Raw genomic sequence first — 20,299 nt, forward strand, 5'->3', positions numbered from 1 at the left:
AAGCCCTTGATTTTCCGGGGCTCACGGAGCGGTCGCAGCGGTCTATCAACAAAGTTATCCACAGAAGCAGTGAAGATCTGTAAAGGGCTTCAAAAACAATGACTTGCGAGGGAAAGCAAAGCTCGACATGAGGAAACCGGTCCAAGGATGACGCAGGCGCCGCACCGGCTGGCGGTCGTCGTCGCCACGCCCGCGCACAGTGCGGTGGGCGGGCCGCTGACCTATGCGAGTGAGCCTGCGCTCGCGCCGGGGACCTTGGTGCGCGTGCCTCTCGGCCGACGTGAGGTGCTCGGCGTCGTCTGGGGCGAGGCCGATCCTGCGGGCGAAGGGCAATTCGAGGAGAAACCCGTCACGGCGGCGCTGGCCGGAATCCCCCCGCTGGCGCCCGCCTGGCGACAGCTCGTTGCCTTCGCTGCTTCCTATTACCAGCGCAGCATCGGCGAAGTGGCCCTCGCGGCGCTGCCGCCGCAGTTGCGCGAACTCAGTCCCGAGCAATGGACCCGCCGGCTGCGGCGCGAGCGGGCGAGCGCCACAGCCGCGCCGCACGAGAGCGCCCCCTCGCTCACGGCCGAGCAAGAGGCTGCGCTCGACGGCTTGCGCGGCGGTCCGGGCCCGTTCCTGCTGTTCGGCGCGACCGGCAGCGGCAAGACCGAGGTCTACTTGCGGGCGACCGCCGAAGTGCTCGAAGCCGATCCGCAGGCCCAGGTGCTCGTCATGGTCCCCGAGATCAACCTCACGCCGCAGTTGCAGGCCCGCTTCACGCAGCGGTTCGGCGCCGTCGCGGTGGTGTCGATGCACAGCGGGCTGACGCCGCCGCAGCGGCTGAAGGCCTGGCTGGCGGCCCATACCGGCGGCGCACGCATCGTGCTCGGCACGCGGATGGCCGTGTTCGCGTCGATGCCGCACCTGCGGCTGGTGGTCGTCGACGAGGAGCACGACCCCAGCTACAAGCAGCAGGAAGGCGCGCGCTATTCGGCGCGCGACCTGGCGATCTACCGCGGCCACGTGGAAGGCGCGCGCGTGTTGCTGGCGTCGGCCACGCCGTCGCTGGAAAGCTGGCACGCGAGCGAGAAGGGGCGCTACCAGCGCCTCGCGATGCCGTCGCGCATCGGCGAAGGACGCATGCCCGCGGTGCGGCTGGTGGACCTGAACCAGCAGCCCAAGGGCACGGTGCTGGCGCCGCAGCTGCTGGCGGCGATCGAGCAGCGCGTGCAGCGCGGCGAGCAGACTCTGCTGTTCCTGAACCGCCGCGGCTATGCGCCGGTGCTGGCCTGCACCAACTGCGACTGGAAGAGCGAGTGCCCGCACTGCAGCGCGTACCGCGTGTTCCACAAGATCGACCGCACGCTGCGCTGCCACCACTGCGGCTTCACCGAACGCGTGCCGCGGGCCTGCCCCAGCTGCGGCAACCTGGACATCGCGCCGCTCGGCCGCGGCACCGAACGGCTGGAGGAGCACATCGGCGAACTGCTGGCCCGCGCGCGCCGGCCCGATGGCGGGCCGCCACGCGTTGCCCGCATCGACGCCGACACCACGCGCCGCAAGGGCGCGCTCGACGAACAGCTGGCGCAGGTGCACAGCGGCGAGGTCGACGTGCTGGTGGGCACGCAGATGGTCACCAAGGGCCACGACTTCCGCCGCATCACGCTCGTGGCGGCGCTGAACGCGGACTCGGCGCTGTTCTCCAGCGACTTCCGGGCGCCCGAGCGGCTGTTCGCGCTGCTGCTGCAGGCCACGGGCCGGGCCGGGCGCGACGCCGCGCATGCGCAGGCCAGCGAGATGTGGATCCAGACCTGGCATCCCGCGCACCCGCTGTTCGCGGCCCTCAAGCGGCACGACTACCCGAAGTTCGCCGCCCAGCAACTCGAGGAGCGCGAAGCCGCCGGCATGCCGCCGTTCTCGTTCCAGGCGCTGGTGCGCGCCGAGGCACGCACGCAGGAAGTCGCGCAAGACTTCCTGCAGGCGATCAGCGACGCGTCGCAATCGCTGCAGGACGCCGCTGCGGTCACCGTCTACCCGCCCGTGCCGATGGCCGTGCAGCGCGTCGCCAACGTCGAACGCGCGCAGATGGTCGTCGAGAGTCCCTCGCGCAAGGCGTTGCAGCGGTTCCTGTGGGAGTGGCAGCCGGTGATGCAGGCCCGGCGTCCCAAGGGCCTGATCCGCTGGGCGGTGGACGTGGATCCGCTCGCGATCTGAGCGCCTCACCGTCGTTCCCGCGAAGGCGGGAACCCACCGCTTCCGCTCTCAGTCCGCTTGCTTCAGTCGCAACGCCAGGTCGTACAGCGCGTTCTTCGGTCCACCGGTGATGTCGGCAGCCAGCTTCACCGCCGTCTTCAGCGGCACCTCGGGCAGCAGCACCCGCAGCACGCGTTCGCCGGCGCCTTCGTCCGCGACCGGCTCGATCGCATGCAGCACCAGCGCGAATTCGCCGCGCGTGCGCTGCGCATCCGCGGCCAGCCACGCTGGCAGGTCGGCGCATGGCATCGTCGCGACCTGCTCGAACTGCTTGGTCAATTCGCGGCCGACCGTGACCGGGCGCGCGCCCAGCATGGCGAGTGACTGCGCCATCGCCGCGATGCGGTGCGGCGCTTCGAGCAGCACGACGGCACGGTCCTCGCGCGCGAGCGCCTGCACGGCCGACTCGCGCTCACCCGCCTTCGCGGGCAGGAAGCCGTGGAAGACGAAGCCGCCCTCGCGGATCGAGCCGGCGGCGCTCAGCACCGTCGTCACGCTGCTGGGCCCCGGCAGCGGGATCACGCGCAGCCCCGCGGCCTGCACCGCCGCGACGAGCCGCGCGCCGGGGTCGCTGACGGCGGGCGTGCCGGCGTCGCTCGCATAGGCGACGCGTTCGCCCGCCTGCAGGCGCGCGACGACCTGCTGCGCCGCCTCGGCCTCGTTGTGCTGGTGCACGGGCAGCAGCCGGTCGGCCGGCGCGTCGATGCCGTACGCGCGCAGCAGCGCCTGCGTGTGACGCGTGTCCTCGCAGGCGATGCGGTCGGCCAGCTGCAGCACGTGCAGCGCGCGCAGCGTGACGTCCCCCAGGTTGCCGAGAGGGGTGGGCACGAGGTAGAGCGACGCGCGCGGATACTCCTGCGCACCGACCGCGGCGCGTGCCGCCTGCAGCGCGGCGGCGAAGGAAGCGGCGGGCGAGCTCATGGGAGGGCGCGATGAAGGACGTGCTGCAAGGGCTGTTGGCGAGGCCGACGACGAAGGCGGTGGGCGATGCCGCGGAAGACCGCGCCCTCGCCCACCTGCGCCGCGCGGGCCTGCTGCTGGTGGCGCGCAATTATCGGACGCCCGGGCGCGGCGGCGGTGAGATCGACCTGGTGATGCGCGACCGCGACACGCTCGTGTTCGTCGAGGTGCGCCGGCGCAGCCGCGGCGACCACGGCGGCGCGGCCGCCAGCGTGTCGCCGCTGAAGCAGCGGCGCATCGTGTTCGCCGCCCGGCATTTCCTGCTGCGCCGCGCGGGCGCGCCGCCGCCGTGCCGCTTCGACGTCGTCTCGGTCGAGGCCGACGGCGTGCAGTGGCTGCGGGCGGCGTTCGACGCCGGGCGCTAGGCGGCGTTGACCCGCGCCAGCGGCGCGATCGCGTCCGCCTCGTTGGGACGCGTGCCGGCCAGCACCTCGTCCAGCAGCCGCGCCACCACGGGTGCATTGGCCCCGACGAGGTCCAGGTGTTCACCGCGCACTTCGCGCACGACCAGTTGCGGCGCGGCGCGGCGCCAGGCCGGCAGCGGATCGAGGTAGCCGGGCAGGCGCCCGCTGGCCCGCACCAGTAGCAGGCGGCCGTCGTACCGCGGCGGCCGGTAGCGCTCGAGCGCCCCGGCCATCGCGTCGAGCACGCGCGCCTGCGGCGCGAGGAGGCCAAGCCCGTCGCTTGCCCGCCTGGCCCCGCTGGCCCGCAATGAGTGCCACCGCGTGCGGACGTAGGTCCCGCGCTGCGCCTGCGTCATCGCGAGCAGGCGCGTGAACGCGAGCCAGGCGCGCCCCGCGTGGTCGCACCACGCGGGCAGGTCGCGGCGCACGTAGGGATCGAGCAGCACCAGCGGCTCGACACGCTCGCCGACGGCGGCCAGTTGGCAAGCCATCTCGTACGCCACCTGGCCGCCGAAGGAAAAGCCCGCCAGCGCATACGGCCCCCGCGGCTGCACGGTGCGCACCTGCGCCACGTAGCCGTCCGCGATGCGGCGCACGTCGTCCAGCGGCGCCTCGCGCCCGTCCAGGCCCACGGCCTGCAAGCCCCACACCGGCACGCCGGCGCGCAGCCGCTGCACCAGGTCGCGGCATTCCATCAGCGTGCCGCTGAGGCCGTGCACGAGGAACAGCGGGCGTCCGCGGCCGTCGCGCAGCTGCACCAGGGTCGGCGACGGCGCGGCCTGCCGCCCCTCCACCAGCGCGGCCTGCGCGCGCACGGTGGGAGCGACGAGCAATGACGACAGCGGCAACGCACAGCCGGTGGCGTGCTGCACTTCGCGCAGCAGGCGCGCCGCGCGCAGCGAGTTGCCGCCGAGCGCGAAGAAGTCGTCCTCCGCACGCACCGCGGGCAGTCCCAGCACCTGCGCCCAGAGGCGGCAGAGGCGGCCGGCCAGCGATGCGTCGCTCGCCGTGTCCATGGCCGGCGGCTGTGGCGCGGCGCGCCGCCGGATCGCGTCGAGGCACTGCGGGTTGCGCAGCGCCGTGAGATTGACGACGTCGCGGCCCTCGAGCGCGGCACGCGCGGCGGCCTCGGAGTATTTGCCGTTGTGCGTGACGGGCAGGTCGCGCACCTCGAGCAGCACGTCGGGCACGTGCGCCGTCGTGAGCGCTTGCCGCACCTCCTGCCGCAGGAGGGCCGCCAGCGCGGGCGTCAGCTCGGTGCCTTTCGCGAGCACCACCAGTGCGACCACTTGCGGCTCCGGCGCTTCTCTGCCAACCACCATCGCATCGGCGATGCCCGGCACGCCCGTCAGCACGCGCACCACCTCGCCCGGATGGAACTTGGTGCCGCGCACGTTCAGCACGCCGTCGCAGCGGCCGTGCAGGCGCGCGCCGCCCGCGGCGTCGAATTCGACCAGGTCGCCGTGCGTCCACACGCCGGCGTTCTGCGCGAAGTAGGCGGCGTGGAAGCGGCTGCCGTCGGCATCGCCCAGGAAGCCGAGAGGACGCGAGGGGAACGGATTCGTGCACACCAGCTGCCCGATGCCCGCGGCCGGCCGGCCCGCGTTCCAGGACTGCACGTCGAGCCCCAGGCTGCGTGCCTGCGCGAAGCCGGGACGCACCGGCAGCCCCGGATGGCCGAGCACGAAGCAGCCGAGGATGTCGGTGCCGCCGGAGATCGATTGCACCGGCACGTCCTTCACGCAGCGCGTGACCCAGTGGAACTGCCGCTCGTGCAGCACGGCGCCCGTGGACAGCACGGCGCGCAAGGCCGACAGGTCCAGCCGCGACGCCTCGAAGCCCGCGTCCTCGCCCATCTTCAGGTAGCCGGGGCTGGTGCCGAACACGTGCACGCGGTGGCGCGCGACGAGCTCCCACAGCCGCTCCACGCTGTCGACCGGCCCGTCGTAGGTGACGATCTCCACGCCGCTCGCCAGGGCCGACAGTTGCCAGTTCCACATCATCCAGCCGCAGCTGGTGTGGAAGTACATCCGTTCACCCGGCCGCAGGTCGGTGTGCAGCCGGTGTTCCTTCACGTGCTCCAGCAGGCTGCCGCCCGCGCCGTGCACGATGCATTTGGGCCGGCCGGTGGTCCCGGAGGAGAACATCGCGAACAGCGGCTGGTCGAACGGGAAGCGTGGCCACCCGAACGCAGCCGGATCGCCCCGCGCCATCGCATCGTCGATGGCGATGCGCGGCAGCGGACCAGGGCCGGGCCACGCGCCATCGTCGAGCAGCAGCACCGCGCGCAAGCTCGGCAGGCTGCGTGCGAGCTGCGCGACGCGGTCGGCCAGCGCGGGCTCCTGCGCTCCGCCGTCGAGGTGCGCGGCCAGCAGCACCGGCGCCTGCGTGCCGAAGCGGTCCTGCAGCGCCTGCATGCCCATGTCGTGCGCCGCGCTGGAGAAGGTGGCGCCCAGGGCCGTGACGGCCAGCGCCGCGATCGCCGCGCGCGCGTCGTTGCGCAGGACGGCGACGACGCGATCGCCGGGCCGGACGCCGAGCGCCGACAGCTGCTGTGCCAGCCGTGCCACGGCATCGCGCAACTCCCCGCGTGTCCACGTGCGCGACGACCCATCCGCATGCACTTCCGTGAGTGCCGGTGCATTGGCGCCGGCGATGCGCAGGTTGAGCAGGCTGTCGGCGTAGCTGAGGCGCAGTGACGGGAAGAAGCGCGCATGCTCGACGTCGCCACCGACGCACACGGGCTCGGCAGCGCCCTCGATCGCCAGCGGCGGGCCGCTCCAGGCCAGGAACTCGCGCCAGAACGTGCGGTACTCGGCGGCGCTGGATGCATGCAGGTCCCGGGCATCACGGAACCGCCGGGCGCTGGCCTGCTCCAGCGCGGCGGTGAACTCGGCGAGCTGGGACTGCATGGATGCAGTGTAGGAACGCGAGTCCCGGAATCGCGTTCCGCTAGCGCGCCAGGGTCACCCGCGGAATGAACCGCCTTGCGCCGTCGTTGTCGATATGGCCGAGCCTCACGCGCGGTGCGCGCGCAGCACCCACAGGAAGGGCTCGCCGAAGGTGCCGCTGCCGGCGGCGGGCTTGCGCATCGGGCGCAGTTCGTCGATGACGAGCCCGGCCGACCAGATGGCGCGCAACTGCTCCTCGGTGTAGCCCAGCCCGCCGCCGAGCGTGCCGCGCGCATACACCTCGTCGTCGCTGAAGCCGCTGCCGCCTTCGGGCCGGAAGCAGGTCATCCCGAAGATGCCGCCCGGGCGCAGCGCGCGCACGACGAGGTCGACGTATTGCGCACGCCGGTGCGGCGCGATGTGGTGGAAACAGCCGCCGTCGTAGACGATGTCGTACGCGCCTTCAGGGACCTGCAGCTCGAACACGTCGCTGCGCACGAAGTCGACCTGCACGCCCGCTTGCTGCGCGGCTTCGCGGCCCCAGGCGAGCGCCGTTTCCGAATAGTCGACCGCCTGGACGTCGACGCCATGGCGCGCCAGGTGCACCGCGTTGCGGCCGAACCCGCAACCCAGGTCCAGCGCCTGGCCGGGTCGCAGCAGGCCTTCGTCGATCCAGGCCGCGAGGTTCTCGTCGGGCGCCGGGCCGAAGAACGGCACCGGCCGCGATCGGTCGGCGAAGAAGCTGTCCCAGCGCCCTGGATCCTGGTTCGCCAGCAGGGCGTCGAGGGCCGCCGGATCGGTCGCGATCGTCATGCGTCATTGTCCCGGCTGCGGTGCCCGTTCGCCAGCGAACAGCCCCCATTGACACCCAGCGCCGCCGCGCCGCTCGTTCAGGGTGCAGCCATGAAGTAGTAGTCACGGCCGCTGCTGAACTGCTCGCAGAACGCTTCGCGCCCCAGCGCGGGCCCGCCGTGCGCAAGCCAGTCGGCCATCACGAACAGCCGCAGGCCACAGTCGCCCGCCAGCAGGTCGTGGACGTCGCCGGGGCGCGTGCCGTAGTAGTCCGCACCTCCCAGCCCATGCTCGAAGACGACGACCGGGCGGTGCGCGCGCAAGGTCGCGACCGCGCCGCGGAACACCTGGAGCTCGGCGCCCTCGACGTCGACCTTGACGAAGTGCAAGGGCATGTCGCGCGGCACCACGTCGTCCAGCCTTTCCGTCCGCACCACGATCTGCTCCACCCGCTCGTCGGGGCTGTCGTAGCGCCGGCGACGCAGGCCGCTGTAGGCAGGATTGCTCACCACGTGCTGGAACGTGGCCGACCCTGCCGTCTCGCTGAGCGCACAGCCGTGCAGCTGGACATTGGGGTAGCGCGCGAACGTTCGCTGCAGGCCCGCGAAATGGCCCGGCAGGGGCTCGAACGCGAAGTGCCGCCCCCGGGGCGCCAGGCGGAGCATCTCGCGCAGCATGCTGCCTTCGTGGCAGCCCACGTCGACGCAATTCGCATCCTGGGTGAGCACGCGCCGCATGACGGCCAGCGTCTGCAGGTCGTAGTCACGGCTCTTGTCCGCGCCAGCGGCGCGTCCGGCCCAGCGCGCCATGGTGCCGTGCAGCCGCCGCGCCCACGGGCCCACCGCGCTCTGCGCCACCCATCGCTTCCAGTTCCGGTTCATGCCGCAGCTTCTCCCTGCCCTCGAGTATCGCCGCCGGCCCCCTAGAATCGACCCATGCTCGAACAGCGCATCCAGCAGCACTTCATCGACTCCGCCGACCTGAAATACCAGGCCGCGCAGGCGCTGAGCAAGCCGATCGCCGCCGGCGTGCAGGCCCTGCTCGCCTGCGTGACCAGCGGCGGCAAGGTGCTCGCCTGCGGCAATGGCGGGTCGGCCGCCGACGCGCAGCACTTCTCGGCCGAATTCGTCGGCCGCTTCGAACGCGAGCGCCCGGAACTCGCGGCCGTCGCCCTGACGGTCGACACCTCGATCCTGACCGCGATCGCCAACGACTACGACTGGAACCGGGTGTTCTCCAAGCAGGTGCGCGCGCTCGGCCAGGCCGGCGACGTGCTGCTCGCGATGTCCACCAGCGGCAATTCGGCCAACGTCCTCGCCGCCATCGAGGCCGCGCACGAACGCGAGATGACCGTCATCGCCCTCACCGGCCGTGGCGGCGGCAAGATCGGCGCGCTGCTGCGCGAGACCGACGTGCACATCTGCGTGCCGCACGACCGCACGGCGCGCATCCAGGAAGTCCACCTGTTGACGCTGCACTGCCTGTGCGACGGCGTCGACGCCCAACTGCTCGGAGACCAGGAAACCCCATGACCCTTCGCCTGCAACGCCTCGCCCTCGCCGCCTGCGCCGCCCTCGTCACCGCCACCAGCCTGACCGCCTGCTTCCCGCTGGTGGTCGGCGGCGCCGCCATGGGGACGCTGGTGGCGATCGACCGCCGCACCTCCGGCGCGCAGCTGGAGGACGAGGGCATCGAGCTGCGCGCCGGCGCCCGCCTGCGCGAGGCGCTGGGCGATCGCGGCCACGTCAACGTCACCAGCTACAACCGCCAGGTGCTGCTGACGGGCGAGGTGCCGAGCGACCGCGAGAAGCAGCAGGTCGAGCAGATCGTCGCGCGCGTGGAGAACGTGCGCACCATCGTCAACGAGCTGGGCGTGATGGGCACGTCCTCGCTCACCTCGCGCTCGTCCGACGCGTTGGTGACCGGCAAGGTCAAGGCCTCGCTGGTCGACGACAAGGAACTGATGGCCGGCGCGTTCAAGGTGGTGACCGAGCGCGGCACCACCTACCTCATGGGCCTGGTGACCCAGCGCGAAGCCGACCGCGCCACCAGCGTCGCGCGTTCGGTGAGCGGCGTGCAGAAGGTCGTGCGGCTGTTCGAGGTGGTCTCCGAGGACGACCTGCGCCGCATGGTCGGCACGCCGGCGCAGCAGCAGCCGGCGGCGAAGTAGGCAAGCCCCGTCATTCCCGCGAAGGAAGGCGGGACGACGGGCAAGTCTCAGCGCAGCCGCTTGATCAGGGACGACGTGTCCCAGCGGTTGCCGCCCTGCTGCTGGACGTCGGCGTAGAACTGGTCCACCAGCGCCGTCACGGGCAGGCGCGCGCCGTTGCGCTTGGCTTCCTCCAGCGCGATGCCCAGGTCCTTGCGCATCCAGTCGACGGCAAAGCCGAAGTCGAACTTGCCGGCGATCATGGTCTTGCCGCGGTTGTCCATCTGCCAGCTCTGCGCGGCACCCTTGCCGATCACCTCGAGCACCTGCTCCATGTCGAGCCCGGCCTTCATGCCGAAGGCGATGGCTTCCGACAGCCCCTGCACCAGCCCCGCGATCGCGATCTGGTTGACCATCTTGGCCAGCTGGCCCGAGCCGCTGCCGCCCAGCAGCGTGAACGCGCGCGAGAACGCCATCGCCACCGGCCTGGCGGTGTCGAACGCGGCCTGGTCGCCGCCGCACATCACGGTGAGCAGGCCGTTCTGCGCGCCGGCCTGGCCGCCGGAGACGGGCGCGTCGACGAACTGCACGCCGGCTTTCTTCGCTTCGGCCGAGAGCTCGCGCGCGACGTTGGCCGACGCGGTCGTGTGGTCGACGAACACGGTGCCCTTCTTCATGCCGGCAAGCGCGCCGTTGTCGCCCAGCACGACCGAGCGCAGGTCGTCGTCGTTGCCCACGCAGCAGAACACGATGTCGCAGCCTGCCACCGCTTCGCGGGGCGTCGGGGCCGACTTGCCCTTGAACTCGCCGGTCCACGCCTGCGCCTTGGCGGCGCTGCGGTTGTAGACCGTCACATCGTGGTCGGCCAGTGCGAGGTGGCCGGCCATGGGAAATCCCATCACGCCGAGGCCGAGGAAAGCCACCTTGCGGGGCGCGGTCTGTTCGTAGGTCTTCGGGTTGGTGCTCGCCATGGGGGTCGTCTCCTTCTGTGAGCGGCCATTCTAGGAGGGGCGCGTGCGGTCCTGCACCGCGTAGTGCGCCACCCCGTTGCCGAACGACCAGTTCTCGCGCGCCGTCTCGACGAGGTGGATGACCACGTCGGCGGCGGCGAACGAGGTCGTCCTCGCCACCTCGCGCGCGATGCGCTCGTACAGCGCCTCCTTCAGCCCGACCGTGCGGCCCGGCGCGCAGGCGACCTGCACGAAGACGACCTTGTCGCCATGCTCGACGCCGAGGTAGCGCGGCGTGCACACCAGGTCGCCCGGCGCGCGGCGGCCGATGACCTGGAAGCGGTCGTCGGCCGGGACGTTGAACACGGCGACGAGCGACTCATGGACGGCGCCGGACACCGCCGCCGCCTCGTCGGCAGGCGTGGCGGCGGGAAGGTCGATGCGGACGAAGGGCATGGCGTCTCCTGGGAGTGAAGAGCCGCACTGTGCCGCTGCGCGCGCTGTGTGGAAATCCCGGGCCCGCGGAAACGGCTTTGCACGGGCTGCAAAAAGGAAAAGCCGCCTCGCGGCGGCTTCCTGGATCCCGGCCTGCGCCGGGATGGCAACTCGGCTCAAACGATGGCCAGGTGCTCCGTCCCGGACGCCAGATCCTGCGTCTTCGCCCGTTGCGAATTGAGCTTGATCTGCAGCCGCAGGTCGTTGACCGAGTCGGCGTTGCGCAGCGCGTCCTCGAACGAGATGATGTTGTTCTCGAAGGCGTCGAACAGGGCCTGGTCGAAGGTCTGCATGCCCAGGTTGCGGCTCTTCTTCATGATCTCCTTGATCTCGGAGACCTCGCCCTTGAAGATCAGGTCGCTGATCAGGGGGCTGTTCAGCATGATCTCCACCATGGCCTGGCGGCCCTTGCCGTCCTGCTTGGGCACCAGGCGCTGCGAGATCATCGCCTTCAGGTTCAGCGACAGGTCCATCAGCAGCTGCGCGCGCCGCTCCTCCGGGAAGAAGTTGATGACGCGGTCCAGCGCCTGGTTGGCGCTGTTGGCGTGCAGCGTGGCCATGCACAGGTGGCCGGTTTCGGCGAATGCGATGGCGTGTTCCATCGTCTCGCGGTCGCGGATCTCGCCCATCAGGATCACGTCGGGCGCCTGGCGCAGCGTGTTCTTCAGCGCCGATTCCCAGTTGTCGGTGTCCAGGCCCACTTCGCGCTGCGTGATCACGCAGTTCTTGTGCGGGTGCACGAATTCGACCGGGTCCTCGATCGTGATGATGTGGCCCTGCGAGTTCTCGTTGCGCCAGTCGATCATGGCCGCCAGCGTGGTCGACTTGCCCGAGCCCGTCGCGCCCACCAGGATGACCAGGCCGCGCTTGGCCATCACCACGTCCTTGAGCACCTGCGGCACGCCCAGCTTGTCGATGGTGGGCAGCACCTGCGGGATCACCCGCAGCACCATGCCGACCTTGCCCTGCTGCACGAACGCGTTGACGCGGAAGCGGCCGATGCTGGGCGGCGAGATGGCGAAGTTGCACTCCTTGGTGCGCTCGAACTCCGACGCCTGCTTGTCGTTCATGATCGACCGCGCCAGCGCCAGCGTGTGCTGGCCGGTCAGCGGCTGCGGCGAGACCTTGGTGACCTTGCCGTCGACCTTGATCGCCGGCGGGAAGTCGCCCGTGATGAAGAGGTCCGAGCCGTTGCGGCTGACCATCAGCTTCAGCAGGTCGTTGATGAACTTCGTAGCCTGGTCGCGTTCCATGAAGCGACTCCTTTCTGCTTGCGTCCCCGCGGCTGCTTAGCCGGGGAAGTTCTCCGGGATCTTGGCCTTGCCGCGCGCTTCGGCCGGCGAAATGATGTTGCGCTTGACCAGGTCGGTGAGGTTCTGGTCCAGCGTCTGCATGCCGAAGCTGTTGCCGGTCTGGATGGCCGAATACATCTGCGCCACCTTGGCTTCGCGGATCAGGTTCCGGATGGCCGACGTGCCGATCATGATCTCGTGCGCCGCCACGCGGCCGGCGCCGTCCTTGGTCTTGCACAGCGTCTGCGAGATCACCGCCTGCAGCGATTCGGACAGCATCGCGCGCACCATCTCCTTCTCTTCGGAGGGGAACACGTCGATGATCCGGTCGATGGTCTTGGCGGCGCTGGACGTGTGCAGCGTGCCGAACACCAGGTGGCCGGTTTCGGCCGCGGTCATGGCCAGACGGATGGTTTCCAGGTCGCGCATCTCGCCCACCAGGATGCAGTCCGGGTCCTCGCGCAGCGCGGACTTCAGCGCGGCGGCGAACGACAGCGTCATCGGCCCGACTTCACGCTGGTTGACCAGGCACTTCTTGGACTCGTGCACGAATTCGATCGGGTCTTCGACCGTCAGGATGTGGCCGTACTCGGTCTCGTTCAGGTAGTTCACCATCGCCGCCAGCGTGGTCGACTTGCCCGAGCCCGTGGGACCGGTCACCAGCACCATGCCGCGCGGCTTGAGCGCGAGGTCGGCGAAGATCTTGGGCGCGTTCAGCTGCTCGAGGCTCAGGATCTTCGAGGGAATGGTCCGGAACACGGCGGCCGCGCCGCGGTTCTGGTTGAACGCGTTGACCCGGAAGCGCGCCAGCCCCTCGATCTCGAACGAGAAGTCGCATTCGAGGAATTCCTCGTACTGCTTGCGCTGGGTGTCGTTCATGATGTCGTACACCATGGCGTGGACCTGCTTGTGGTCCAGCGGCTCGATGTTGATCCGGCGGACGTCCCCGTGCACGCGGATCATCGGCGGCAGGCCGGCGGACAGGTGCAGGTCCGACGCCTTGTTCTTCACGCTGAATGCCAGCAGCTGGGTAATATCCACGGGGTCCCTCGAGAATTGCTCAGGTAGCGCTGGCTGATTATGACCACCATTGCTGGCAACCTCCAAACCGTCCGGGACCGGATCGCCGCCGCCTGTGCCCGGGTGCAACGGCCTGCGTCAGAAGTCACGCTGCTGGCCGTTTCCAAGACCTTCGGCCCCGAAGCCGTGCGCGAAGCGCATGCCGCCGGCCAGCTCGCGTTCGGCGAGAACTACATCCAGGAAGCGGTCGAGAAGATGGCGCTGCTGGCCGACCTGCCGCTGGAATGGCACTGCATCGGCCCGATCCAGAGCAACAAGACGCGGCTGGTCGCGCAGCACTTCGCCTGGGCCCACACGATCGACCGCCTGAAGATCGCGCAGCGCCTGTCCGAGCAACGCCCGCCCGGCCTGCCGCCGTTGCAGGTGTGCATCCAGGTCAACGTCGACGGCGGCGCGACGAAGGCCGGCGTCGCACCGGGCGAAACACCGGACCTCGCGCGCGAAATCGCCGCGCTGCCCGGGTTGCGCCTGCGCGGGCTGATGACGATCCCCGAGCCGTCCGACGACTTTGCGGCGCAGGTGGCCGTGCACGAACGCGCCGCGCAGCTGCTGCGGGACCTGCGCGAAGCGGGCCTGCCGCTGGACACGCTGTCCATGGGCATGACCGCCGATCTCGAGGCCGCCATCGTCGCGGGTAGCACGATGGTGCGCATCGGCACCGCGATCTTTGGCGGCCGCACGCGTAAACCCGCGTGAGCGGGCGGCCCAGGGGCCCTTCCCTGTGGAACAATCCCCGCTCCACCGCCAAGGATCACTGATGAGTACGCGCTTGCGCAACAACGTGACCGTCGACGGCGACGGCCGCACCACCATCGTCTTCGCGCACGGCTTCGGCTGCGACCAGGCCATGTGGCGCAAGCTCGCGCCGCAATACGCACGCCGCTACCGCACCGTGCTGTACGACCTGACGGGCAGCGGCAAGTCCGACCTGTCGAAGTACGACCATGGCCGGCACGGCACGCTGCACGGCCATGCCGATGACGTGCTCGAGGTGATCGAGGAATTCACCACCGGCCCGGTGGTGTTCGTGGGCCACTCGGTCAGCTCGATGATCGGGCTGCTGGCCAACGTCAAGAAGCCCGAGCGCTTCGCGGCGCAGGTCATGATCGGCCCGTCGCCCTGCTACATCAACGACGGCGACTACGTCGGCGGCTTCGGCCGCGCCGACATCGAGGCGCTGCTGGAGACGCTCGAGAGCAACTACCTGGGCTGGTCCAGCAACATGGCGCCGGCGATCATGGGTGCGCCCGACCAGCCGGAGCTCGCGCAGGAACTGACCAACAGCTTCTGCCGCACCGACCCGGACATCGCCAAGCACTTCGCGCGCGTCACCTTCCTGTCGGACCACCGTGCGGACCTGCCCAAGCTCACCGCCCCGACGCTGATCGTGCAGTGCAACGACGACATCATCGCGCCCGTGTCGGTGGGCGAGTACATGCACCGCGTGCTGCCGAACAGCACGCTGGCCGTCATCGACAACATCGGCCACTGCCCGCACCTGAGTGCTCCCGGCGCCTGCGTCGACGCGATGGACGACTTCCTGACACGGTACGTCTCCTGAGATGCTGCCGGACGCGCTGACGGTCCAGGTGCAGTTGGCGCTGGACATGGCGCCGTGCGGCCTCCTGCGCACCGACAGCGCCGGCGTGGTCCGGCGTGTCAACGCCACCGCGTGCCGCTGGCTCGGCTACGAGCGGCACGAGATCCTCGGCCGCCGGTTGCCGGAGCTGCTGACGATCGGCGGGCGCATCTTCCACCAGACACACCTGGCGCCGCTGCTGCAGATCCAGGGCTCCCTGTCGGAAGTGAAGCTCGATTTCCTGCGGCGCGACGGCAAGACGATCCCGGTGGTGCTCAATGCGCAGCGGCACGAGACACCGCAGGGGACGTTCACGGAAGTGGCGCTGTTCGTGGCGCACGACCGCGACAAGTACGAGAAGGAACTGGTCGCCTCGCGCAAGCGCCTGGAGCAGTCCGTCGCCGAGGCGCGCGCGCTGCAGGCCGACGCCAAGGACCGCGCGCTGTTCGCCGAGCAGATGATGGGCATCGTCAGCCACGACCTGCGCAACCCGCTCGCGACCATCCAGATGGGCGCGGACCTGCTCACGCGCACCGAGAGCCGGCCGCAGCAGCGCAACGTGCTCGGGCGCATCGCGCGCGCGACCGAGCGCGCGCACCGGTTGATCGCCGACTTGCTGGACTTCACCCAGGCGCGCCTGGGCAAGGGCCTGAGCACCGAGACGAAACCGATCCAGCTGCATGCAACGGTCGGCGAAGTGGTCGACGAACTCGCGCAGGCGCACCCGCACCGCAAGCTGGTGCACGAGGCCGAGGGCGATGGCGAGTGCATCGGCGACGCCGACCGCATCGCGCAACTCGTGGGCAACCTCGTCGCCAATGCGCTCGCCTACGGCAGCACCGACGAGCCCGTCACGGTCCGCTCCGTGGTGGCGCCGCAGCAGTTCTCCGTGTCGGTGCACAACCACGGCGCGCCGATCCCGCTGGAGGCGCACTCGCGGCTGTTCGAGCCGCTGGCCCGCGGCACCTCGCTGGGCAGCAGCGTGCGCAGCGTGGGGCTGGGCCTCTACATCGTGAGCGAGATCGCGAAGGCGCATGCAGGCCACGTGGCCGTCGCGTCCAGCGAGTCCGAAGGCACCACCTTCACGGCGACGTTCCCGCGCGGCGCCTGACGCTCGCGGCCCCTACGCCCAGTCTGCATCCGCCTTGGGGCGCAGCCGCCGCGCCGCGTCGATGACGTCCTGCAGGTCCACCGGATCGCTGTACGGATCCTCGTCCAGTTCGGTGACGCGATTGAGCTCCTTCTGCCAGCGCCGCAGCTCGTCGACGTACGCGGGGTCGGGCACGCGCCGCAAGCGGCCATCGCCGTCCACCAGGTCGCAGATGCCGTTGTGCAGCCATTCGCCGGTGTGCCAGTCCGGCATGTCCACCGCGGGGAACAGGCAGATCCCGTGCAGGTCGATGCCGCGGTTGACCGCCGCCATCGCCTCGTTCATCACGTCGCGCAACCAGTCGGGCCGGCCCTTGCCCATGCCGCTGGTCTCGGCGATCACCATCGGGCGCTTGTAGCGATCCCACACGCGCTGCAGCAGGTCGCACAGCGGCAGGATGCCTGGCGAGCCGGGCGGCAGCGCCTGGTGCGGGCCGTGCTCGCGGTACTCCATCTGGCCGAACGAGTAGTTGTTGCAGCCGACGATGTCGAGGACCTCGGGCGCCCCCCCGAGCTCCGGATGCTCCTTGCCGTCCAGGATGTCCCAGGCGAGGAACGCGTCGACGAAGGTTTCGTGCTCCGCCGCCGCCTTCTGGTCCGGCCGGTCCGGCGGCGCGACCACCTGGATCAGCGGGTCCACGTGCACCATGCGCGCGTCGGGCAGCACGCGCCGGATCGCCTTCACGCCGGCGATCGACGCCTTGCACAGCGCCACGCGCAGGCGCTCGCGCCCCGCGCGGTCCTTGCAGTACGGCGCGACCCAGCCCCATTCGCCGCCCGCGAAGGCGAAGAAGGTGATCTCGTTGATCGGCGTGAAGAAGTGCGGCCCGTCCAGCTCGCTGCCCACGAACCGGGCGCACGTCTCGCAGTACGCGGCGAAGCGCTCGGCGAAGGCGTCGGTGAAGGGATCGACGTCCTCGGGATAGCCGTAGTGGCACAGGTCCCAGATCGGCGTGATGCGCGTGCGGCGGATCGCATGCAGCACCGGCTCGAGCATGTGGAAGTCGTAGCGGCCGCGGCCCAGGTCGGCCATCGGCCACGGGATGCCTTCGCGCGCGACGGCGATGCCCAGGTCGCTCAGCAGCCCGTAGTCCTGCGAGGCGTGCTCGCGGTGCTGCGTCTCGGCGACCAGGTCGCGCCGGCGGCCGTCCTTCCACAGGAAGGTCGAGCACTCGAAGCCGGAGAGGAAGAAGGTGGGGAAGATGCCCTGGCGCATCCGGCCAAGTTCACCACGGGCGGGCTGCAACACGGCATTGCGCCACCGTGTGCAAGTGCAACAGGCGGGGGCGTGTCGCCCCCAGCGTTCAGCTCACTTGCGCGGCTGGATGGGCTTGACGCTGCCGCAGTCGGCGCCGAGCCAACGGCCCGTGCCTTCCATCGTGAACTTCTCGGCCTTGCCGTTCTTCTGCGTCGTCACGTTCGTCTTCGAGCTGTACGACTCGGGGCCGTTGAACGTGATCGTGGAATCGCCGCTGGAGGTGGGGTTGGTGCAGGAGAACGCGACCGCCATCGTGTTGCCGGTGCGCTTCTGCGAGGTCGTCTTGCAGTCGCCCTGGGCGGCGGGCACCTCGTCGCGCTCGACCATCTCCCTGGTCATGCAGACCTTCACCGCCATGCCGCCGCCGGCGGACGGCCCCATCTGCACGCCGCGCGCGGCCATCATGGCTTCCATCTGCTTGCGCTGCTCGGGCGACATCGACGCCATCTGCTGCTGCATCTCGGCCATGGCCTTGTCCATCTGGCCGCCCTGCATCTTCTGGCGCATCTCCCACAGGCCGGGCTTGAGGGTCTGGGCCGCAGCGGGCAGCGTGGCGGCGGCCAGCAGTGCGGCGGCGATGGCGGTGGACGGGCGCATGGCGATCTCCTCGGTGGGGTTCCGCGATTGTGCCGAGCCGCCGCGGCTCAGGCCAGCGTGGCCTGGCGCACGGCGTGGTCCCAGCGCGCCATGCACTCCTGGGCGCGGTCGCGCGGCATCGCCGGCTCGAAGCGCCGCTCGACCTGCCACTGCGCCTGCAGGTCGTCGGGGCTGCGGTAGACGCCGGCGGCCAGCCCGGCCAGGTAGGCCGCGCCGAGCGCGGTGGTCTCGACCACCTTCGGCCGCACGACCGGGATGCCCAGCAGGTCGGCCTGGAACTGCATCAGGAGGTTGTTGACGCACGCGCCGCCGTCGACGCGCAGCTCCGAGACCGAAGCCGCGCCGGCCGCCTGCGCATCGCGCGCCATCGCCTGGAACAGCGCCGCGCTCTGGTACGCGATGCTCTCCAGCGCCGCACGTGCCACGTGTCCGAGGTTCGAGCCGCGCGTGAGGCCGGTGATCGTGCCGCGCGCGTCCGGCTTCCAGTACGGCGCGCCCAGCCCCGTGAAGGCGGGCACCAGCATCACGCCGCCGGCATCGGGCACGCTGGCCGCGAGCGACTCGATCTGCGCGCTGCTCTCGATGGCGTTCAGCCCGTCACGCAGCCATTGCACGACCGCCCCGCCCACGAACACACTGCCCTCGAGCGCGAACTGCGGCTGCGTGCTGGTCTGCGCGGCGCTGGTGGTCACCAGGCCGTTGGCCGACTTCTGGAACTTGCCGCCGGTGTGCATCAGCAGGAAACAGCCGGTGCCGTAGGTGTTCTTGGCCATGCCTTCGCGGAAGCACGCCTGGCCGAACAGCGCGCTCTGCTGGTCGCCGGCGACGCCGCCGATGCGCACCGGCGCGCCCAGCAGCGACTCCACCGTGCGGCCGTAGTCGGCGCTGGAGGGCAGCACCTTGGGCATCATCGACGCGGGCACCTGCAGCAGGTCCAGCAGCCCGTCGTCCCACTCGTTGCGGTGCACGTCGAACAGCATCGTGCGCGACGCGTTGGTGACGTCCGTGACGTGCGACTGGCCGCCCGTCAGCTGCCACAGCAGCCAGCTGTCGATGGTGCCGAACGCGAGTTCGCCGCGCTGCGCCTGGTCGCGCGCGCCGGGCACGTTGTCGAGCAGCCAGCGGACCTTGGTGCCGGAGAAATAGGAATCCACGAGCAGCCCCGTGCGGTCCTGCACCAGCCCCGCGTGGCCCTGCTCGCGCAACTGCGCGCACAGCGGCTCGCCGCGGCGGTCCTGCCAGACGATCGCGCGGTGGATGGGCTGGCCCGTCTTGCGGTTCCACACGACGGCCGTCTCGCGCTGGTTGGTGATGCCCAGCGCCGCGATGTCCTTCGCCTGGATGCCCGCCTTCGCGATCGCCTCGCGCGCCGTGGCCAGCTGGTCGTCCCAGATGCGCAGCGCGTCGTGCTCCACCCAGCCGGGCTGCGGGTAGTGCTGCGGCAGTTCGCGCTGCGCCATCGCGACGATGCCGCCGCCGGCGTCGAAGACGATGGACCGCGAAGAGGACGTGCCTTGGTCGAGCGCAAGCAGGTAAGTCATGCGCCGATGCTAGCCGCCGTGCGCCACCGCGACATCGGTGGCTGCCCGAGCCTTCAAGAACTCCCGAACGCAGAGTCCGGAAGTCCGCCTCCCTACCCCGGCCGCTTGCGCAAGGCGCCCGGCTTGTGGGCCGCCTGTCCACCCTGCCCGGTTTCGACGAGGTATTCGGGGTTGTCCATCGAGGCGGCCACCTGGTGGCCCTTGATGGTGGTGCGGCTGGTCAGCTTCTTCTTGACCTTGCCCTTGGCGATGCCGCCGTGGGAATTCCATTCGACGGCGTCGCCGGGCCGGAACTTGTCGCTCATGCAGCTTGCTCCCTTGTGCTGGTGGCACGCATGATGGGTTGCGGCGCGCCAGGCAGGTGTGAGCCGCACGTTCGGAAACGCAACCAGTCCTAGCGCAGCGCGAGCCGCGCGGTGTGCTTCACCTCTTCCATCACCGCATAGGTCTTGGTCTCGCGGATGCCGGGCAGTTGCCACAACACCGTGCCGGCGAACTCGCGGTAGGCCTGCATGTCGCGCATGCGCGTCTTGAGCAGGTAGTCGAAGCCGCCGGCGACCATGTGGCATTCCAGGATCTCGTCATGCACCTGCACGGCGGCCTTGAAGGCCTCGAACACGTTCGGCGTCGTGCGGTCCAGCAGCACCTCGACGAACACCAGCATCCCGGCGCCCAGCTTCAGCGGGTTCAGGCGCGCCTCGTAGCCCAGGATGTAGCCCTCGCGCGTGAGGCGCTGCACGCGCGCCAGCACGGCGGTCGGTGACAGGCCGACCGCGTCGGCCAGCTTCAAGTTGGCGATGCGGCCGTCGGCCTGCAGCAGCTGCAGGATCTTCCGGTCGACCCGGTCGAGCGCCTCGGCCGCCTCAGCCATGGCTGGAGATTGTTCTGCCCATGAGCCAGACTTTAGCGAAAGATTCGGCAGATTCC

At 70.3% G+C, this 20,299-nt stretch carries 20 protein-coding genes; 7 read left to right on the forward strand and 13 right to left on the reverse strand.

The window, feature by feature from the left end; translation table 11 throughout:
- The first annotated feature begins 147 nt into the window (after positions 1-147).
- Positions 148-2,196 carry a replication restart helicase PriA gene (priA, locus tag I8E28_RS00200; protein ID WP_200785842.1) on the forward strand — a complete coding sequence of 683 codons (2,049 nt, stop codon included), beginning with the start codon at positions 148-150 and terminating at the stop codon, positions 2,194-2,196.
- A gap of 48 nt (positions 2,197-2,244) precedes the next feature.
- Here priA and rsmI read toward each other — a convergent pair whose 3' ends face one another.
- Positions 2,245-3,156: a 16S rRNA (cytidine(1402)-2'-O)-methyltransferase gene (gene rsmI / locus I8E28_RS00205; RefSeq protein WP_200785843.1), complete on the reverse strand. Its 912-nt coding sequence runs from the start codon at positions 3,154-3,156 to the stop codon at positions 2,245-2,247.
- Positions 3,157-3,167: 11 nt separating this feature from the next.
- Here rsmI and I8E28_RS00210 point away from each other — a divergent pair, with 11 nt between their 5' ends.
- A complete protein-coding gene (locus tag I8E28_RS00210; protein WP_200785844.1) occupies positions 3,168-3,560 on the forward strand; it encodes a YraN family protein in 393 nt (130 codons plus the stop codon).
- Here the strand turns inward: I8E28_RS00210 and I8E28_RS00215 are convergent.
- The 3 genes from I8E28_RS00215 to I8E28_RS00225 all read right to left on the reverse strand — a co-directional run bounded on the left by I8E28_RS00215 (position 3,557) and on the right by I8E28_RS00225 (position 8,163).
- Positions 3,557-6,511, reverse strand: a complete 2,955-nt coding sequence (locus I8E28_RS00215; RefSeq protein WP_200785845.1) for an acetoacetate--CoA ligase — start codon at positions 6,509-6,511, stop codon at positions 3,557-3,559. The genes I8E28_RS00210 and I8E28_RS00215 overlap by 4 nt on opposite strands.
- 105 nt (positions 6,512-6,616) lie before the next feature.
- Positions 6,617-7,303, reverse strand: a complete 687-nt coding sequence (locus I8E28_RS00220; RefSeq protein WP_200785846.1) for a class I SAM-dependent methyltransferase — start codon at positions 7,301-7,303, stop codon at positions 6,617-6,619.
- Positions 7,304-7,380: 77 nt separating this feature from the next.
- Positions 7,381-8,163, reverse strand: a complete 783-nt coding sequence (locus I8E28_RS00225) for an FkbM family methyltransferase (protein WP_200785847.1) — start codon at positions 8,161-8,163, stop codon at positions 7,381-7,383.
- Between the two features lie 54 nt (positions 8,164-8,217).
- On the opposite strand from I8E28_RS00225, the gene I8E28_RS00230 reads away from it, so the two are divergent.
- Both I8E28_RS00230 and I8E28_RS00235 read left to right on the forward strand, forming a co-directional pair.
- Positions 8,218-8,814 (forward strand): phosphoheptose isomerase, encoded by a 597-nt coding sequence (locus I8E28_RS00230; RefSeq protein ID WP_200785848.1) that lies wholly within the window; start codon positions 8,218-8,220, stop codon positions 8,812-8,814.
- The gene (locus I8E28_RS00235) at positions 8,811-9,452 is read left to right on the forward strand and encodes a BON domain-containing protein (RefSeq protein WP_200785849.1); all 642 of its coding nucleotides are present in this window, start codon (positions 8,811-8,813) and stop codon (positions 9,450-9,452) included. The genes I8E28_RS00230 and I8E28_RS00235 overlap by 4 nt, the downstream gene beginning before the upstream one ends.
- A gap of 47 nt (positions 9,453-9,499) precedes the next feature.
- Here I8E28_RS00235 and I8E28_RS00240 read toward each other — a convergent pair whose 3' ends face one another.
- From I8E28_RS00240 to I8E28_RS00255, 4 genes are all read right to left on the reverse strand, one after another.
- A complete protein-coding gene (locus I8E28_RS00240) occupies positions 9,500-10,402 on the reverse strand; it encodes an NAD(P)-dependent oxidoreductase (protein ID WP_200785850.1) in 903 nt (300 codons plus the stop codon).
- Positions 10,403-10,432: 30 nt separating this feature from the next.
- A complete protein-coding gene (locus tag I8E28_RS00245) occupies positions 10,433-10,837 on the reverse strand; it encodes a tautomerase family protein (protein WP_200785851.1) in 405 nt (134 codons plus the stop codon).
- Positions 10,838-10,992: 155 nt separating this feature from the next.
- Positions 10,993-12,129 carry a PilT/PilU family type 4a pilus ATPase gene (locus I8E28_RS00250; RefSeq protein ID WP_200785852.1) on the reverse strand — a complete coding sequence of 379 codons (1,137 nt, stop codon included), beginning with the start codon at positions 12,127-12,129 and terminating at the stop codon, positions 10,993-10,995.
- 36 nt (positions 12,130-12,165) lie between these two features.
- A complete protein-coding gene (locus I8E28_RS00255; protein WP_200785853.1) occupies positions 12,166-13,209 on the reverse strand; it encodes a PilT/PilU family type 4a pilus ATPase in 1,044 nt (347 codons plus the stop codon).
- A gap of 39 nt (positions 13,210-13,248) precedes the next feature.
- On the opposite strand from I8E28_RS00255, the gene I8E28_RS00260 reads away from it, so the two are divergent.
- From I8E28_RS00260 to I8E28_RS00270, 3 genes are all read left to right on the forward strand, one after another.
- Positions 13,249-13,944, forward strand: a complete 696-nt coding sequence (locus tag I8E28_RS00260; RefSeq protein WP_200785854.1) for a YggS family pyridoxal phosphate-dependent enzyme — start codon at positions 13,249-13,251, stop codon at positions 13,942-13,944.
- A 61-nt stretch (positions 13,945-14,005) separates the two neighbouring features.
- Positions 14,006-14,809, forward strand: coding sequence for an alpha/beta fold hydrolase (locus I8E28_RS00265; protein WP_200785856.1), 804 nt, complete (start codon positions 14,006-14,008; stop codon positions 14,807-14,809).
- A gap of 1 nt (position 14,810) precedes the next feature.
- The gene (locus tag I8E28_RS00270) at positions 14,811-15,938 is read left to right on the forward strand and encodes a PAS domain-containing sensor histidine kinase (RefSeq protein WP_200785858.1); all 1,128 of its coding nucleotides are present in this window, start codon (positions 14,811-14,813) and stop codon (positions 15,936-15,938) included.
- Positions 15,939-15,950: 12 nt separating this feature from the next.
- On the opposite strand, the gene I8E28_RS00275 is transcribed toward I8E28_RS00270, so the two are convergent.
- The 5 genes from I8E28_RS00275 to I8E28_RS20815 form a co-directional block, all read right to left on the reverse strand.
- Entirely contained in the window at positions 15,951-17,192 is a 1,242-nt protein-coding gene (locus tag I8E28_RS00275) for a glycoside hydrolase family protein (RefSeq protein ID WP_200785859.1), read from the reverse strand.
- Between the two features lie 93 nt (positions 17,193-17,285).
- Positions 17,286-17,831 carry a DUF3617 domain-containing protein gene (locus I8E28_RS00280; protein ID WP_200785860.1) on the reverse strand — a complete coding sequence of 182 codons (546 nt, stop codon included), beginning with the start codon at positions 17,829-17,831 and terminating at the stop codon, positions 17,286-17,288.
- 47 nt (positions 17,832-17,878) lie between these two features.
- Positions 17,879-19,372 (reverse strand): glycerol kinase GlpK, encoded by a 1,494-nt coding sequence (gene glpK, locus I8E28_RS00285; protein WP_200785861.1) that lies wholly within the window; start codon positions 19,370-19,372, stop codon positions 17,879-17,881.
- Between the two features lie 92 nt (positions 19,373-19,464).
- Positions 19,465-19,677, reverse strand: a complete 213-nt coding sequence (locus I8E28_RS00290; RefSeq protein ID WP_200785862.1) for a hypervirulence associated TUDOR domain-containing protein — start codon at positions 19,675-19,677, stop codon at positions 19,465-19,467.
- Between the two features lie 89 nt (positions 19,678-19,766).
- Positions 19,767-20,243: an Lrp/AsnC ligand binding domain-containing protein gene (locus I8E28_RS20815; RefSeq protein WP_200785863.1), complete on the reverse strand. Its 477-nt coding sequence runs from the start codon at positions 20,241-20,243 to the stop codon at positions 19,767-19,769.
- Positions 20,244-20,299: the final 56 nt, after the last annotated feature.

The sequence above is a fragment of the Ramlibacter algicola genome, from assembly GCF_016641735.1.
Lineage (GTDB): Bacteria > Pseudomonadota > Gammaproteobacteria > Burkholderiales > Burkholderiaceae_C > Ramlibacter > Ramlibacter algicola.

Excerpts from the sequence above, each read along its gene's own strand:
- I8E28_RS00220 (WP_200785846.1), bottom strand. The coding sequence starts at position 7,303 with ATGACGATCGCGACCGATCCGGCGGCCCTCGACGCCCTGCTGGCGAAC.
- I8E28_RS00250 (WP_200785852.1), bottom strand. The coding sequence starts at position 12,129 with ATGGAACGCGACCAGGCTACGAAGTTCATCAACGACCTGCTGAAGCTG.
- I8E28_RS00230 (WP_200785848.1), top strand. The coding sequence starts at position 8,218 with ATGCTCGAACAGCGCATCCAGCAGCACTTCATCGACTCCGCCGACCTG.
- I8E28_RS00215 (WP_200785845.1), bottom strand. The coding sequence starts at position 6,511 with ATGCAGTCCCAGCTCGCCGAGTTCACCGCCGCGCTGGAGCAGGCCAGC.
- I8E28_RS20815 (WP_200785863.1), bottom strand. The coding sequence starts at position 20,243 with ATGGCTGAGGCGGCCGAGGCGCTCGACCGGGTCGACCGGAAGATCCTG.
- I8E28_RS00275 (WP_200785859.1), bottom strand. The coding sequence starts at position 17,192 with ATGCGCCAGGGCATCTTCCCCACCTTCTTCCTCTCCGGCTTCGAGTGC.
- I8E28_RS00290 (WP_200785862.1), bottom strand. The coding sequence starts at position 19,677 with ATGAGCGACAAGTTCCGGCCCGGCGACGCCGTCGAATGGAATTCCCAC.
- I8E28_RS00245 (WP_200785851.1), bottom strand. The coding sequence starts at position 10,837 with ATGCCCTTCGTCCGCATCGACCTTCCCGCCGCCACGCCTGCCGACGAG.
- I8E28_RS00235 (WP_200785849.1), top strand. The coding sequence starts at position 8,811 with ATGACCCTTCGCCTGCAACGCCTCGCCCTCGCCGCCTGCGCCGCCCTC.
- I8E28_RS00225 (WP_200785847.1), bottom strand. The coding sequence starts at position 8,163 with ATGAACCGGAACTGGAAGCGATGGGTGGCGCAGAGCGCGGTGGGCCCG.
- priA (WP_200785842.1), top strand. The coding sequence starts at position 148 with ATGACGCAGGCGCCGCACCGGCTGGCGGTCGTCGTCGCCACGCCCGCG.
- glpK (WP_200785861.1), bottom strand. The coding sequence starts at position 19,372 with ATGACTTACCTGCTTGCGCTCGACCAAGGCACGTCCTCTTCGCGGTCC.
- I8E28_RS00270 (WP_200785858.1), top strand. The coding sequence starts at position 14,811 with ATGCTGCCGGACGCGCTGACGGTCCAGGTGCAGTTGGCGCTGGACATG.
- I8E28_RS00260 (WP_200785854.1), top strand. The coding sequence starts at position 13,249 with ATGACCACCATTGCTGGCAACCTCCAAACCGTCCGGGACCGGATCGCC.
- rsmI (WP_200785843.1), bottom strand. The coding sequence starts at position 3,156 with ATGAGCTCGCCCGCCGCTTCCTTCGCCGCCGCGCTGCAGGCGGCACGC.
- I8E28_RS00280 (WP_200785860.1), bottom strand. The coding sequence starts at position 17,831 with ATGCGCCCGTCCACCGCCATCGCCGCCGCACTGCTGGCCGCCGCCACG.
- I8E28_RS00265 (WP_200785856.1), top strand. The coding sequence starts at position 14,006 with ATGAGTACGCGCTTGCGCAACAACGTGACCGTCGACGGCGACGGCCGC.
- I8E28_RS00210 (WP_200785844.1), top strand. The coding sequence starts at position 3,168 with ATGAAGGACGTGCTGCAAGGGCTGTTGGCGAGGCCGACGACGAAGGCG.
- I8E28_RS00240 (WP_200785850.1), bottom strand. The coding sequence starts at position 10,402 with ATGGCGAGCACCAACCCGAAGACCTACGAACAGACCGCGCCCCGCAAG.